This is a genomic window from Pseudoflavonifractor capillosus, assembly GCF_016899775.1.
GTDB lineage: Bacteria > Bacillota > Clostridia > Oscillospirales > Oscillospiraceae > Lawsonibacter.
Genome location: NZ_JACJJE010000017.1, coordinates 1 through 14,254, shown reverse-complemented (window position 1 = coordinate 14,254; position 14,254 = coordinate 1). Strand labels below are relative to the sequence as shown.

11 protein-coding genes, 5 tRNA genes and 1 pseudogene are annotated in these 14,254 nt (G+C 59.6%); 15 read left to right on the top strand and 2 right to left on the bottom strand.

Annotated features, from left to right (window positions below):
- Positions 1-12: 12 nt before the first annotated feature.
- From H6B31_RS07175 to gltA, 5 genes are all read left to right on the top strand, one after another.
- Positions 13-2,046 (top strand): proton-conducting transporter transmembrane domain-containing protein, encoded by a 2,034-nt coding sequence (locus H6B31_RS07175; RefSeq protein ID WP_204897931.1) that lies wholly within the window; start codon positions 13-15, stop codon positions 2,044-2,046.
- Between the two features lie 211 nt (positions 2,047-2,257).
- A complete protein-coding gene (sigG, locus tag H6B31_RS07170) occupies positions 2,258-3,028 on the top strand; it encodes an RNA polymerase sporulation sigma factor SigG (RefSeq protein ID WP_204897930.1) in 771 nt (256 codons plus the stop codon).
- A gap of 151 nt (positions 3,029-3,179) precedes the next feature.
- Positions 3,180-5,093, top strand: a complete 1,914-nt coding sequence (locus tag H6B31_RS07165; RefSeq protein WP_204897929.1) for a bifunctional metallophosphatase/5'-nucleotidase — start codon at positions 3,180-3,182, stop codon at positions 5,091-5,093.
- A 124-nt stretch (positions 5,094-5,217) separates the two neighbouring features.
- Complete coding sequence (locus H6B31_RS07160) at positions 5,218-6,075, top strand: sulfide/dihydroorotate dehydrogenase-like FAD/NAD-binding protein (protein WP_204897928.1); 858 nt, start codon at positions 5,218-5,220, stop codon at positions 6,073-6,075.
- Entirely contained in the window at positions 6,068-7,453 is a 1,386-nt protein-coding gene (gene gltA, locus H6B31_RS07155) for an NADPH-dependent glutamate synthase (RefSeq protein ID WP_204897927.1), read from the top strand. The genes H6B31_RS07160 and gltA overlap by 8 nt, the downstream gene beginning before the upstream one ends.
- 99 nt (positions 7,454-7,552) lie before the next feature.
- Here the strand turns inward: gltA and H6B31_RS07150 are convergent, their stop codons facing one another.
- Positions 7,553-7,810 (bottom strand): GNAT family N-acetyltransferase, encoded by a 258-nt coding sequence (locus H6B31_RS07150; RefSeq protein WP_204897926.1) that lies wholly within the window; start codon positions 7,808-7,810, stop codon positions 7,553-7,555.
- A 69-nt stretch (positions 7,811-7,879) separates the two neighbouring features.
- A complete protein-coding gene (locus H6B31_RS07145; RefSeq protein WP_204897925.1) occupies positions 7,880-8,893 on the bottom strand; it encodes an ATP-dependent 6-phosphofructokinase in 1,014 nt (337 codons plus the stop codon).
- A 301-nt stretch (positions 8,894-9,194) separates the two neighbouring features.
- Here H6B31_RS07145 and H6B31_RS07140 point away from each other — a divergent pair.
- The 10 genes and pseudogenes from H6B31_RS07140 to H6B31_RS07095 all read left to right on the top strand — a co-directional run.
- Positions 9,195-9,270, top strand: a tRNA-Val gene (locus tag H6B31_RS07140).
- A 14-nt stretch (positions 9,271-9,284) separates the two neighbouring features.
- A tRNA-Asp gene (locus H6B31_RS07135) sits at positions 9,285-9,361 on the top strand.
- A gap of 155 nt (positions 9,362-9,516) precedes the next feature.
- Positions 9,517-9,592 (top strand) — tRNA-Phe (locus H6B31_RS07130).
- Positions 9,593-9,635: 43 nt separating this feature from the next.
- A tRNA-Gly gene (locus tag H6B31_RS07125) sits at positions 9,636-9,711 on the top strand.
- A gap of 26 nt (positions 9,712-9,737) precedes the next feature.
- Positions 9,738-9,812, top strand: a tRNA-Cys gene (locus H6B31_RS07120).
- A 342-nt stretch (positions 9,813-10,154) separates the two neighbouring features.
- Positions 10,155-10,817 carry a hypothetical protein gene (locus H6B31_RS07115; protein WP_204897924.1) on the top strand — a complete coding sequence of 221 codons (663 nt, stop codon included), beginning with the start codon at positions 10,155-10,157 and terminating at the stop codon, positions 10,815-10,817.
- Between the two features lie 84 nt (positions 10,818-10,901).
- Complete coding sequence (locus tag H6B31_RS07110; RefSeq protein ID WP_204897923.1) at positions 10,902-11,183, top strand: hypothetical protein; 282 nt, start codon at positions 10,902-10,904, stop codon at positions 11,181-11,183.
- A 78-nt stretch (positions 11,184-11,261) separates the two neighbouring features.
- Positions 11,262-13,109, top strand: a complete 1,848-nt coding sequence (locus tag H6B31_RS07105; RefSeq protein ID WP_204897922.1) for a hypothetical protein — start codon at positions 11,262-11,264, stop codon at positions 13,107-13,109.
- Positions 13,106-13,852: a DUF4314 domain-containing protein gene (locus tag H6B31_RS07100; RefSeq protein WP_204897921.1), complete on the top strand. Its 747-nt coding sequence runs from the start codon at positions 13,106-13,108 to the stop codon at positions 13,850-13,852. The genes H6B31_RS07105 and H6B31_RS07100 overlap by 4 nt, the downstream gene beginning before the upstream one ends.
- Positions 13,845-14,254, top strand: a pseudogene (locus H6B31_RS07095) (antirestriction protein ArdA); the annotation flags it as partial. The gene H6B31_RS07100 and the pseudogene H6B31_RS07095, both read left to right, overlap by 8 nt.

Sequence of the window (14,254 nt, the reverse complement as noted above, 5' to 3'; positions counted from 1 at the left end):
GGAGGGGAGAGAGTGACCCGATTTCTGCTGTTCCCTGTGTTTTTCCCCATGCTGGCCGGCCTGTTCGCCTTTCTGCTGGGCCGCTGGCAGGAGAAGGCCCGGGATATGTTTGTCCTGTCGGCCACAGCTATGGAGCTGCTGCTGGTCCTGTCTATCTGGACCAATCCGGAACTGTCTCAGGCCTCGGTGTCGGTGGAGGGCTTCTGCGCCCTGGGCATCCGCTTTCAGGCGGGGAGCTTTCACACCCTGATGGCCATGCTCACGGCGGCGGGGTGGCTGGCCGCCTCGGTGTTCTGCCGGGAGTATATGGTCCATGTCCGCAAGCGGAACCGATTCTACTTCTTCTGGATGCTCACCCTGGGGGCCACCATGGGGGTGTTTCTGTCGGCGGACCTGTTCACCGCCTTTGTATTTTTTGAGGTCATGTCCTTCACCTCCTTTGTCCTGGTGATTCAGACCGAGGAGTACCAGGCCCTGAAGGCGGGGGAGACCTATCTGGCGGTGGCGGTGATCGGCGGTTTGGCAGCGCTGGCCGGGTTGTTTCTCCTCTACGGACAGCTGGGCACCCTGGACCTGGACCAGATGGGGGCGGCCGCGGCGGCGGTGGAGGACCGGACGCTGCTGTGGGCGGGCTCCCTGCTGGTGCTGGTGGGGTTCGGGGCCAAGGCGGGGGCCTTCCCCCTGCACATCTGGCTGCCCACCGCCCACCCGGCGGCCCCCGCCCCAGCCTCGGCGGTGCTCTCCGGCATCATCATCAAGACGGGAGTATACGGCATTCTGGTGCTGTCCACCACCATCTTCCTGTACGACGGAGCCTGGGGGCTGCTGCTGGCCGCCATTGGGGCGGTGACCATGGTGCTGGGGGCGGTGCTGGCGGTGTGCTCCGTCGACCTGAAGCGCACCTTGGCCTGCTCCTCCATCTCCCAAATCGGCTTTATTCTGGTGGGGACGGCCATGATGTGCCTGCTGGGGGAGCACAATGCCCTGGCGGTGGACGGAACCATCCTGCACATTCTGAACCACTCCCTCATTAAAATGGTGCTCTTTCCCCTGGCGGGGATCATCCACCTGTCCACCCACTCCTTTGATCTCAACGAGATCCGGGGCTATGGCCGGGGAAAGCCCATGCTGGCCCTGCTCATGGGGCTGCCCATGCTCAGTCTGGCGGGAGTGCCCGCCCTCAACGGCTATGTGAGCAAGACCCTCCTCCACGAGAGCATTGTGGAGTACATCCCCCTGGCGGGGGAGTACGATCTGCTGTTCTCCGCCCTGGAGGGGCTGTTCCTGTTCAGCGGCGGACTGACCCTGGCCTATATGCTCAAGCTGTTTGTCTGTCTGTTCGTGGAGAAGAGCCCCCTGCCCCAGGAGGTGCTGGATAGAAAGTGGTGGCGGAGGGGGGAGCACTATATCGCCCCCGCCTCCCTGGGCGCTGTCGCCTGCTACCTGCTGGTGATGGTCCGTCTGGGATCGGAGCCCAACGTGACCATGGACGCGGTTGCCGCCATGACCCGCGGCTTTCTCCACGGCCACGCCCCGGACCACCCGGTGGACTACTTCTCCCCGGTGAATCTGGAGGGGGCGGGGATCTCCCTGGCCATCGGCATCATCGTCTATGTGCTGGTGGTGCGGCTGCTGCTGGTCTGGAAAAAACGCTATTTCGACCCCATCCCGCCGGGACTGAATCTGGAGTACGGGCTGTACCGCCCGCTTCTGGACCTGCTGGCCAAGACGGCGGTGGTGCTGGCCACTCTGGTGGACCGGCTGCTGCCCCGGCTGCTGTTCCAGGCCCTGCCCCGGTGGATCGGACGGATTCACCAGGACGGGAGGGAGTGCTGGGAGGGGGCGGTCCGGAGGCTGACCGGCGGCCGCTACGCCCCCCAGCCCTCGGTGGAGCAGGCGGCGGACGACGAGCACTTTGCCCGCTATGAGGACGCCCCCCGCCGGGGAGGAGGCTTTGTGCAGTCTTTGGCGTTCGGGCTGATTCTCACCGGCCTGGGGATGGCCTTTGCGCTGCTGTTCATCCTGCTCTATGGCATTCACGTCTGATTAGGGAACAAAGAAAAGGAGCTGCATTGACTGTGTAAAGCATAACGCCGGCCGTCGGGACGCCGGGAAAGCGCCGTTCTTGCAGCCGCTGTGAAAAAGCAATCGAAGTCCGTCTGACGTTAAAAAATATTGCAAGCCTTGGAACAGTATGAAACCACCCGCCCAGGAGATACTGAAACTATCGGTATCACCTGGGCGGGAGGTTTTTGTCATGCAGAACAAGGTGGAGCTGTGCGGCGTGAACACCGCGAAGCTGAAGGTGCTGAAAAATGAGGAGACCCAGGAGCTGCTCCGCCGCTCAAAGGCGGGGGACAAGCAGGCCCGGGAGGAGCTGATCCAGGGAAATCTGCGCCTGGTGCTGTCGGTGATCCACAAGTTTTCCAACCGGGGAGAGAATGTGGACGACCTGTTTCAGGTGGGATGCATCGGCCTTATCAAAGCCATTGACAACTTCAACACCGACCTGGACGTGCGCTTCTCCACCTACGGGGTCCCCATGATCGTGGGGGAGATCCGCCGCTACCTGCGGGACAACAGCACCATCCGGGTGTCCCGGGCCATGCGGGACACCGCCTATAAGGTGCTCCAGGCCAAAGAGGCCTATATGGCTAAGCATCAAAAGGAACCTACGGTGGAGGAGATCGCCCAGATCCTGGGCATCAAGCGGGAGGACGTGGTGTTCGCCCTGGACGCCATCTTGGACCCGGTCTCTCTGTATGAGCCCATCTACTCCGACAGCGGGGACACGGTGTGTGTCATGGACCAGGTGAAGGACAGCAAGAACACCGACGAGATGTGGCTGGAGCATATCGCTTTGAGAGAGGCGGTCTCCCACCTGACGGAGCGGGAGCAGAAGATCCTGGCCATGCGCTTCTACCAGAGCAAGACCCAGATGGAGGTGTCGGAGGAGATCGGCATCTCCCAGGCCCAGGTGTCCCGCCTGGAGAAAAACGCTCTGCGGCAGATCCGCAAGGAGCTGTGAATTTTGGGCGCGGGGGGCGGAGAAAACCGCCTCCCGCGCCGGTATTTTGAAAGTATTTTGGTCCGTCCGGCAATCGCCTCTTGCGCATTTGCAGGATTTGTGGCAAAATAAACCCTGGAACCAAAGAACCGTCGGAGCAAGGAGGGGCGGCATGAGATACAGAGACCATTTTTTCAGGATTCTGCTGACGGCCGTACTTTTGTTGGGCCTGCTGCCGCTGAATATTTGGGCGGCGGAAGGACAGTCGGCCGGGGAAGCCACGGTGCTCTTTACCCATGATCTCCACTCCTGCTTTTTCCCAAGGGTCCAGGAGGGCGGAGAGGAGCGGGGCGGTTTTGCCCGTCTGGCCGCCGCCCTGACGGAGGAGCGGGCAGAGCATCCGGACGCCCTGACGGTGGACGCCGGGGACTTCTCCTCCGGCTCCCTGGTCCAGACCCTGTCCACCACCCGCGCCCCGGAGCTGGTTACCCTGGGGGCCATGGGCTATGACGCGGTGACAGCGGGCAACCATGAGTTTGACAACGGACCGCTGGGCTTCGGCGAGATGCTCACCGCCGCGGGGAGAGGGGGCGGCGCCCTGCCCGCCCTGGTCATGGCCAACTACCGCCCGGCGGAGGACGACCCGAACCGCCTGGACCTCCAGCGCGCCATGGCCGCATATGGGGTGCAGGAGTACCTGCTTTTAGAGCGGGGGGGCGTGACCTACGGCATTTTTGGGCTGATGGGTCAGGACGCCCACGCCAGCGCGCCCACTTCCAGCTTTGTGCTGGAGGACCCGGCCCAGGCGGCCCAGCGCTGTGTGAGCCGGCTGGAGGAGCAGGGGGCGGAGTTTATCATCTGCCTGTCCCACAGCGGCACCAGCCAGACCTCCGCCTCGGAGGATGAGGACCTGGCCCGGGCGGTGCCGGAGATCGACCTGATCGTTTCGGGACATACCCACACCACCCTGCCGGAACCCATTGTGGTGGGGGACACCTACATTGTCTCTGCCGGGTCCAACTGTGAAAACCTGGGGAGCATCACCCTGTCCTGGAATGGGGCGGGGGAGAAGACCCTGGAGGAGTACCGCCTGATCCCCATTGACGGGACGGCGGGGGAGGACCCGGAGATTTCCGCTCTGGCCCGGGACTGGAAGGAGCAGGTGGACATCGGCTATCTGGGCTCCTATGGCCTCTCCTATGACCAGGTGCTGACCCGGAGCGACTTTTTCCTCCCACTGCCCCAGGCGGGGGTTCAGGATGGAAACGGCTTGGGAGAGCTGACGGCGGACTCCTTTGCCTGGGCGGCCCGGACCATTGCCGGGCTGCCGGAGGGAGAGCCCCTGATCGCCCTCACGGCGGACGGGGTGCTGCGGGCTCCGCTGCCCCGGGGAAATGTCACCACGGCCCAGGTCTTTGATGTGCTGAATGTGGGGGCCGGGGCCGACGGGACCGCCGGGTCTCCGCTGATCTCCTGCTACCTCACGGGCAAGGAGCTGCGGGCGGTGCTGGAGGTTGACGCCACCGTGTCCACCCTGATGCCGGAGGCCCAGCTCTACCTGTCCGGGGTGGACTACTCCTTCAACACCCACCGGATGTTTTTTAATAAGGTGACGGAGGCGTCCCTTTCCCAGACGGGGCAGTCTCCGGAGAGCGGAAAGCTGTACCGGGTGGTGACCAGTCTATACTGCGGCCAGATGCTCAGTACAGTGCGGGATCGCTCCTTCGGACTGCTCTCCATTGTGCCGAAGGATGAGAACGGCCAGCCGGTGACCAACCTGGAGGACTATATCCTGTACGATTCCTCCGGGCACGAACTGAAGGAGTGGTACGCCCTGGCGGCCTATCTCCAGAGCTTTGGGAGCGGCGGCATCCCCACATCCTACGCCTGGCCCGACGGGCGTAAAGACGTGAGCAGCAGCTGGAACCCCATCGAGCTCATCAAGAGCCCCAGCCTGCTCACCATCGGTGTCCTGCTGCTGGCGGCGGTGCTGATCGCGGTGGTGGTGCTGCTGGTGCGGGCCCTGGTGCGCCGGAAGCGCAGCGGGCGGTACGGCGGATACCGCCGGAGAAGATTTTTCAAATAGTTATCCCTGCGCGGCCTGCCGCGCTTCGATATAGCGAGAAGGACGGAGGGGGACCGCAGGAGGCTGGAAACCGATATTCCGGGCCCTGTGGGATGTCTGATTGGACTTATAAGGAGGAGAAAGCGTGAAACAGCAGTATCAAATTGTGCACAAGAAGGTGCTGACGCCGGAGATCAGCCAGATCTCCGTCCATGCGCCGCTGGTGGCCGCCAAGGCCAAGGCGGGTCAGTTTATCATTCTGCGGGTGGACGCGGATGGAGAGCGCATTCCGCTGACCATCTCCAGCGCCGACACGGAAAACGGGACCATCACCGTCATCTTCCAGAAGGTGGGGGCCACCACCATGGCTCTGGACCAGCTTCAGGAGGGGGATTGTCTTCACGACTTTGTGGGCCCTCTGGGGGAGCCCACCCATGTGGAGGGCTACGGCCGTGTAGCCGTCCTGGGCGGCGGCCTGGGCTGCGCCATCGCCCTGCCGGTGGCCAAGGCCCTGCACGAGGCCGGCAATCAGGTGGACCTGATCGGCGGCTTTAAGACCAAGGATATCGTGATCCTGGAGGAGGAGATGGGGCAGGCCTGCACCGACCTGCACATCTGCACCGACGACGGCACCTACGGCTATCACGGCTTCGTCACCGGCAAGCTGGAGGAACTCATCCAGAGCGGGGTGAAGTTCGACCACGTGTTCGCCATCGGTCCCCTGATGATGATGAAGTTTGCCTGCAAGCTGACCAAGCAGTACGAGATCCCCACCACCGTGAGCATGAACCCCATTATGATCGACGGCACCGGCATGTGCGGCGGCTGCCGCCTCACCGTGGGCGGCGAGGTGAAGTTCGCCTGCGTGGACGGCCCCGATTTCGACGGCCACCAGGTGGACTTCGACGAGGTGATCGCCCGGAACGCTACGTACAGAGATTTTGAGACCAAGGCGAGAGAGGACCACCTCTGCCGTCTGGGAGGAGGTGCCCTCAATGGCTAATATGCAGATGAATAAGACCCCCATGCCCGAGCAGGACCCTCAGGTCCGCAATCACAACTTCCTGGAGGTGGCCCAGGGCTACACCCTGGAGCAGGCTATGAACGAGGCCCAGCGGTGCATCCACTGCAAGAACCCTGCCTGCGTCAGCGGCTGCCCGGTGGGCATCCCCATCCCCGACTTCCTGGCCAAGGTGGCTGAGGGGGACATCGCCGCCGCCTATGAGATTTTGTCCAACGCCAACGCCCTGCCCGCCATCTCCGGCCGGGTGTGCCCCCAGGAGAACCAGTGCGAAGGCAAGTGCGTCCGGGGCGTGAAGGGCGAGCCCGTGGCCATCGGCCGGGTGGAGCGCTTTGTGGCCGACTGGGCCGCCGAGCAGGGGATCGCCAACGTGGCCACCGCCCCCAAGAACGGCCATAAAGTGGCCATCATCGGCTCCGGCCCCGCCGGCCTCACCTGCGCCGGGGAGTTGGCCCGCATGGGCTATGACGTCACCGTGTTCGAGGCCTTCCACACCGCCGGCGGCGTGCTCACCTACGGCATCCCCGAGTTCCGTCTCCCCAAGGCCATCGTGGCCCGGGAGGTGGCCAACCTGGAGAAGATGGGAGTGGACATCGAGCTGAACATGGTCATCGGCAAGATCCTGACCATCCCCGAGCTCTTTGAGCGGGGCTATGAGGCGGTGTTCATCGCCTCCGGCGCCGGCCTGCCCATGTTTATGAAGATCCCCGGCGAGGGACTGGTGGGCGTCTACTCCGCCAACGAATACCTCACCCGCATCAACCTGATGAAGGCCTATAAGGAGGGGAGCCCCACCCCCATCCTCCACAACCAGAAGGTGGCCGTGGTGGGCGGCGGCAACGTGGCCATGGACGCCGCCCGGTGCGCCAAGCGCCTGGGGGCCGAGGTCCACATCGTCTACCGCCGCTCCGAGGCCGAGCTCCCCGCCCGGGCGGAGGAGGTCCACCACGCCAAGGAGGAGGGCATTATCTTCGACCTGCTCACCAACCCCGTGTCCATTGAGGGGGACGAGAAGGGGCATGTCCAGTCCATGACCTGCATCCGCATGGAGCTGGGCGAGCCCGACGCCTCCGGCCGCCGCCGTCCCGTCCCTGTGGAGGGCAGCGAGTTCCAGTTCGAGGTGGACGCGGTGATCATGGCCCTGGGCACCTCCCCCAACCCCATGAGCACCAAGGGCACCGAGGGCCTGGAGAAGACCCGGAAGGGATGTGTGGCCGCCGACGAGGGCGGACACACCAACCTGCCCGGCGTGTTTGCCGGCGGCGACGCCGCCACCGGAGCGGCCACCGTTATCCTGGCCATGGGGGCGGGCAAGTCCGCCGCCAAGTCCATCGACGCGTACATCAAGAGCAAGCAGTGAACATAAAAAGATGGCAGGCACGAAAGTGCCTGCCATCTTTTTGCCATCATCGGAAGCAAATAAAAGATGGCCGCCCCTTCCGGGGCGGCCATCTTAGAATTACTGGGGGTGCTTGTCCAGCCAGGCGGCTGCGTAGGAACAGGTGGCGGCGGCAGTCCCGCCGTTGGCCTGGATCTGTTCCAGTGCGGCGCGCACCAGCCGGTCTGCCACGCCCTGTCCCCGCAGGGAGCTGTCTACAAAGGTGTGGTCGATGGTATACACACCCGGAGCGGTCTCCGGAAAGGTGATCTCCGCCACCAGACGGCCGCTGCCGTCCAGGGCGTACACCCGGGTAGGTTCTCGCAGAAACGGGATCATGGGATCGGCCTCCTTGTTCAGAATAGCGCACAGCGGCGGTTCAGAGGGCTGGGACCAGCGGGCGGAGTCTCACAGGATGCGGGGACCTCCGTTGTTGGTCAGGGCCTCCAGCACCTGGTAGCGGTCCATCTGGAAGGTCTTGGTCATGGCCAGGGCCTCCTCCATGTCCAGATCCAGCGTGTGGCCGTCCCGGATGGCGATGATCCGGTTGCCCCGGTCCTCCACCAGAGACAGGACCGCCTCATAGCCCATGCGGCTGGCGGTCTCCCGGTCCCGGGCGGTGGGGGAGCCGCCGCGCTGGATGTGGCCCAGCACGGTGACACGGGGATCGATGCCCACCTCGGCGTGGATGCGCTTGCCAATGTCGATGGCGCTGCCCGCGCCCTCGGCCACCACTACCATATAGTGGGTGGTGCCCGCCAGCCGGGCCCGGCGGATCTTCTCAACCACGTCGTTCTCAAAGTCCACCTCACGCTCGGGGATGAGCACAGCGGTGGCGCCTACGGCGATGCCCACATACAGGGCCAGGTAGCCGGCGTGGCGGCCCATGACCTCTACCACGGAGCAGCGCTCGTGGGACTGCATGGTGTCACGCAGCTTGTCGATGCACTCGATGGCGGTGTTGCAGGCGGTGTCAAAGCCAATGGTGTAGTGGGAGCAGCCGATGTCGTTGTCAATGGTGGCGGGGATGCCCACCACGCTCAGGGAGGAACCGGCTGCGGCGGCCTGTCGGGAGAGAGCCAGGGCGCCCCGGAAGGTGCCGTCGCCGCCGATGGCGACGATTCCGTCCAGCCCCAGCAGCTTACAGGTGGCCAGGGCCTGGTCGCGGCCCTCCTCGGTCATAAACTCTTTGCTCCGGGCCGTATAGAGGATGGTGCCGCCCTTGTCAATGATATGGCTGACGCTGGCGGAGTCCATCCGGACGAAATCACTGTTGATCAGACCGTTCCAGCCCCGGCGGATGCCCACGCACTCGATCCCCTGGGTCAGTGCGGTGCGGACCACCGCGCGTACTGCGGCGTTCATGCCCGGGGCGTCGCCGCCGCTGGTCAGAACACCGATCCGCTTTACCTTGTTCTCCATATGCTTGTACCTCCTAATCCAACCACACCTTGCCCGGCTGCCTGCCAGAGGGGGAGCCTGCTGTCATCCGGACCGGATGGCCGTTTGGTTCCGTTTCATTATGTCACTCTTTCAAAAACCAGTCAAGTGAAATTCATTCTGGAGTTCCTTTTTCTGGAGGAAGAAGGCCGGTTTTTTCCGGTAAAAACTTCCAAAAAAATAATTCCAAAAAAATTTGATTTTCCTGTTGACAAGCGGCCGAAGATTTAGTATACTAACTAAGCCGTCGCGAGAGCGGCGCCCCACTGAAAGCCACGGACAAGGGAGCATAGCTCAGCTGGTAGAGCACATGCCTTACAAGCATGGGGTCACAGGTTCGAGCCCTGTTGTTCCCACCACCCCCTAACTACCTGGCTCGGTAGTTCAGTTGGTTAGAACGCCGGCCTGTCACGCCGGAGGTCGAGGGTTCAAGTCCCTTCCGAGTCGCCACTTATTTCTCCTGACTGGAGTTGCCTGATGCGCCATCCGAAGGATGAGGCAAAGGCCCCTTCCGAGTCGCCACTTACTTTCTTTTGAAAAAGAAAGTAAGCAAAGAAAACTTTAGATTGGTTTTCCTGCTTGCAGTCTTTCAAAAAGAAAGATTTGCCTCTGTAGCTCAGTTGGTAGAGCAGAGGACTGAAAATCCTCGTGTCGTTGGTTCGATTCCGACCGGAGGCACCAACCAAACAAAGCCCTGGAAGGGCACCCCCCTTCCAGGCAACATGCGAGTGTAGCTCATCTGGTAGAGCGCCACCTTGCCAAGGTGGAGGTAGCGAGTTCGAGCCTCGTCACTCGCTCCATTTTTTGGAGCAGCTTTGCTCCATTCGGTGCCATAGCCAAGTGGTAAGGCAGAGCTCTGCAAAAGCTCCACTCCCCAGTTCAAATCTGGGTGGCACCTCCATAAAGTCGCTACAATCTAGATATTTTAGGCCGAACGCCTAGAGTATCAAGGGGTAGCGGCTTTTTTTGTTTCTCAAAATCTGTGGTTTGTTTCATAGATATTTTCAGGGGTAATCCGCTGTCGGGTGGGTTTGAACCCAAACTTTTCAGGGTTTTCCCGAAAAATTCTGGGGATCAGTTCCTCAGCGCCCTTTTTAACGTTCAAAAAGGGCGCAATCCAGAGAAAAAAGTTACACAAAAAAACTGGCCCTGGTTTGTTGGTTTTGCAGAACCATCAGACCAGGGCTTTTTTGCTATCTAATCAATCAAAAAGGGCACCAGCCCAGAAGGAGGTCAATCAAATATGGAACGAGAATATTTCAAGGAGCTGTCTCGCCGCCTGCGGGAAGAAGGAACCGAAACTTCCCTTGCCGACAAACAGAAGCTGGAGGTCCTGCTCCACGGCCAGCCGGTCCTTTATGTTTCCACGACAAGCGATGTTTTCTTATTGCCTGCCGGAAGCAAAAGTGAGGAGGCCAGTGAGCTGTACCACCGGGTAGCTGCGGTGGCAGACGAGGTCTATGAATATGTGAAGGTGCTTCAGAGAGCTCCTCTCCTACACGTCAGTAGACTGAACGAGGACTTCCGCCTGCTGGCAGACTTCGGCGGTGCGGTGCTGGCCGGGCGGGAACGGGAAAACAGTCGGGGATACCAATTCGTCACATGGATTTGGGACTATAACCGGCAGGGTATCAGCCACGGCCACTACTACGAAGGAAATTATCAGGCAGCCAAACAGGATTTCGCTGTCCGGTCCGGCCTAATTTCCAGGGCGCAGCTCTTCTCACCGGAGCAGCTGGCAGAACTATACCGGGCCACGGACTTTCTGCTTGAGGAAGGTCCTGAACCGGATGAGAAGCAGGTGAGAGCACTCCAGGATGCCAGGACGAAAATCGAATACACCGTCCCGGATCTCCAGAGCCGATTGGAGCAAGCACAGAATCAGGAACTGCAAATGAATTTATAAATCCAACGCTGAACCCCAAGGGGCCGTATTTTGCCGAGCGCAGAATACGGCCTCTTTTTTGCGTTTTGAGAGGAGAACCCAGGCATGATCAGAAAAAGTGAGTATCACTGCCTGCCCCATGCTGCCGCAGTGGAACAGATGCAGGCGGTCTCCATCCTACGCCGGGTGCGGGCCATGGCTGCACCCGGCTATGCCCCAGAGCCGGAACAAAAGCCAGTGTGCCGGCAGTTCTCCCGCTGTGAGGGGTGTCCCTATCCCGCCCACGGATTTCTCTGCTGGGGCAGCGAGGAAGATTGCATGAGAACCAGAGTGAAAAAATTGAATGAAAAGTCCCCAGAGCCAGAGATAGAGATGCAGATGAGCTGAATTTTCTCCACGATTTGCAGTAGACTTTCCTCGCAAGTTGTGGTATTGGTTGTGTTCACAGAACTGGAGGTGACGAAGATGAAAAATAAGATGGATCAGGAATATTCCTTTGCCCTGCGGCCCGCTTCTATTGAGGAGGCGGGCCTTTTCTATTCCAACGATGAGCAGGATGAGGCTCTAGGCACAGTGGGCCATCTCCGACTGGACTTCGGACACGGCTTTCTACCGTTAAGGTCTACATGCTATCCCCACAATGATGACCAATTCGATACGCTGGAATTTAAGATGCTCCTGCGGGAGTTTTTGGCAGCTATGCAGGAGAACGGCCCGCTGGAAAGTCTGTCCTCTATGGAAAACTACTGCCAGAAACACGGCGGGGCCATCACAGAGGATGGGCAGACTTACGGGTATATTTGGGAAACAGAACAATATCGTTTCTGCCTTCGATGCACGCCCAGTCCTTTTGAATATCAGGGGTATCTGTACTGCTATGACCTGCGGCGCCAACAAATGGCTCAAAAAAACTGTCCGGTGGGTCAGGTGACCTACGCCAGCAACGAGCAGCAGATATTTACGGATGCCCAGCAGTATCTTCAGACCATTCGAGAGGAACTTCCCTATCGGGACACGACTGGTGTCCGCTTTGAGACCCTGACAGATAATCCCCAGGTGCGGAAGGCAGTAGATGACATCCTGTTGGATTTCACCGGCGAGGAAAACCCACGCCGCGTCTGCAACTACGGATTGACCGAGGCCGGACGTCAGGCACTGGAAGATACCGCGGACCTCAGCAAGCCCCACACTTATTCCTGGTTTGTAATGACTGACTGTGGCACACCGGAGGAGCAGCTCTGTCAGAACCTGACACTGGATGAGGCTGTCCGAGCCTATCAGAACAGCGAATGCAGGGAGAAACGGATCGGCGTTACAAAGGACGAAATTGCCACGGTAGACCTGGTTCGTTCTCTGGATGGAGAACAGCAGTTCTTTGAGGATTACCGCAATCTGAGCAGTTTCCAAAATGACCCCGTGATCTCTGGTGCAGTTGAGAGACTGCACCAGGAACTGAAACAAACCTCTAAAATGGAGGGACCTGTGCAAACCAGTTCTTGGACAACGAACGATTTGAGGTATCAGGAATACTCTGAACGAATGTTAAACACTATATCTGGACTTACAAGTTATGCCGCCTCTCTGGCAGCCAAGGGGCAGGATGATACAGTGGGCACGCTGCGGGAGCTGCTGATCGATATGTGTTGGATCTGGGAGGGCTACGACCCGATCAGTGAGACAGAAATACCGTGGGACGAATTTCTGACCCAGTACATGGGGCCTTTTGATGAAGCGGTCGAACAAGCAAAACGCACCGGGAATGCCCCCGGTATTGCCCCGGAAACCAAAGAACAGATCTTTTATGGGATCGGGATCCATATGCGGGAACTGACCGAATCCTGTGGCAACAGGGAACAGGTGCGTCAATGGATGAGCCTGGCAGAACAAATGAACGAGGAGTGGGCGGGGACAACCCAGTATCCTCTGTTTTATCAATTGATCAATGGTCCTTTCTGGGAGGGTGAGATGTTTAAAAAACCTATTATACATCTGCCTTATGATATGATTCCGCCCAGCATTGTTCCAAAGGAATGGCACTACTATCACCTATACAGAGACGTAAAAAGTATAAGGATTGTAGACAAATATCCGGAACAGGGATATATTGCCGCGATCATTTCCCCCTATTCACTCAAACGTCCATCTGATCCATTTCGGACGCCGAGGGGAAAGTATCTGCTCTATAAGGAGCCGATCACCTTGTGTGAATTTTGTGAGAAATATGAAATTAAGCTGCCGGAGGCCTTTCTGGAGGAAGAACAGCAAAGGCAGAGTCAAAGGCAAACCATTACGATGGAGGGAATGAGTTTATGAAAGTAGATCAAGCATGGTTGGATTTCCTGCGGGAGCAGTACCCAAAGGGCAGCCGCATTAAGCTCACCGAGATGGGGAACGGCCCGCGCCCCATTCCACCCGGCACCATGGGGACCCTGGACTGCATTGACGACGACGGTCAATTCCAAATCACTTGGGACAACGGCTGCAGCCTGGCTCTGGTGATCGGAGAGGACCGGTTTACTGTCCAGCCTCCGGAGCCCACTCTGCTGAAGCTCTATATGCCGATGACCGCGGACCTATATGAGCGTGATGAATGGGGAGATATGTCCTACGACAGCACAGAACTAGACAGCAGAGATCTGGTTCCGTATGCCAATATGGTCTTGGGGGCCCTGGTCAAGAATAGAATGCCGGAAGAAAAAGAACGGGGCGTTATGCGTTGGTACAGCGAACCGGACAGCGTAAATAATAAGGTAAAATCTGCGGAGTTTACAGCGGAAGTTCGGAATCGGAAACTCTGGTGCGTGGTAGAGTGCCAGGTGGTGGGAGAACTCTCCCAAACAGAATTGACCACTTTGAAGGACTACCTCAGCGGCCAGGCGTCAGATGGCTGGGGCGAGGGCTTTGAACAGAGAGAAATCGAGACCGATGGCGGTGAACTGTATGTTCACCTGTGGAATTCGGACAACTGGAGCATCCAGACGGAGCAGGAGCGGTTCGGGCCCAAGCAGGAAGAAATCCAGAAAGAAGAACAGATGGGAGGAATGAAGTTTGGGTGAGAAGATTTTTCAAGTCTGCCTGGGAAAGACGAATGACACGGCGGAAACTTTATATGCCGAGTTGGACCTGCCGGCCCGGCCCTGGGCGCTGTTGGACGCGCTGGACAAAGTGCGGCATCAGAATGGTGACGACCTCTCTCTGGAGATTGACGCCTACTATGACTGCGAGGAGCTGGAGCCCCATCTGTCTGCCAATTCACTCAGCCTGATGGAGCTAAACGACCTGGCGGCACGGCTTTCAGAGATGTCGGATACCCAGCGGATCGCCTTTCAAGGTCTGCTGCGCATGGATGAAGCCAAAGGAAAACGGACGATCTCGCTCCAACGGCTCCGGAACCTGGCGGCAAGCGCGGACTGCTGCCATGTAGTGCGGGAAGCAAGGAGCCCCTCTCAATTAGGCAG

What these genes read in the sequence shown, in the direction of transcription:
- sigG (WP_204897930.1), top strand. Translation starts at nt 2,258, where the DNA reads ATGCAGAACAAGGTGGAGCTGTGCGGCGTGAACACCGCGAAGCTGAAG.
- H6B31_RS07165 (WP_204897929.1), top strand. Translation starts at nt 3,180, where the DNA reads ATGAGATACAGAGACCATTTTTTCAGGATTCTGCTGACGGCCGTACTT.
- gltA (WP_204897927.1), top strand. Translation starts at nt 6,068, where the DNA reads ATGGCTAATATGCAGATGAATAAGACCCCCATGCCCGAGCAGGACCCT.
- H6B31_RS07150 (WP_204897926.1), bottom strand. Translation starts at nt 7,810, where the DNA reads ATGATCCCGTTTCTGCGAGAACCTACCCGGGTGTACGCCCTGGACGGC.
- H6B31_RS07145 (WP_204897925.1), bottom strand. Translation starts at nt 8,893, where the DNA reads ATGGAGAACAAGGTAAAGCGGATCGGTGTTCTGACCAGCGGCGGCGAC.
- H6B31_RS07115 (WP_204897924.1), top strand. Translation starts at nt 10,155, where the DNA reads ATGGAACGAGAATATTTCAAGGAGCTGTCTCGCCGCCTGCGGGAAGAA.
- H6B31_RS07110 (WP_204897923.1), top strand. Translation starts at nt 10,902, where the DNA reads ATGATCAGAAAAAGTGAGTATCACTGCCTGCCCCATGCTGCCGCAGTG.
- H6B31_RS07105 (WP_204897922.1), top strand. Translation starts at nt 11,262, where the DNA reads ATGAAAAATAAGATGGATCAGGAATATTCCTTTGCCCTGCGGCCCGCT.
- H6B31_RS07100 (WP_204897921.1), top strand. Translation starts at nt 13,106, where the DNA reads ATGAAAGTAGATCAAGCATGGTTGGATTTCCTGCGGGAGCAGTACCCA.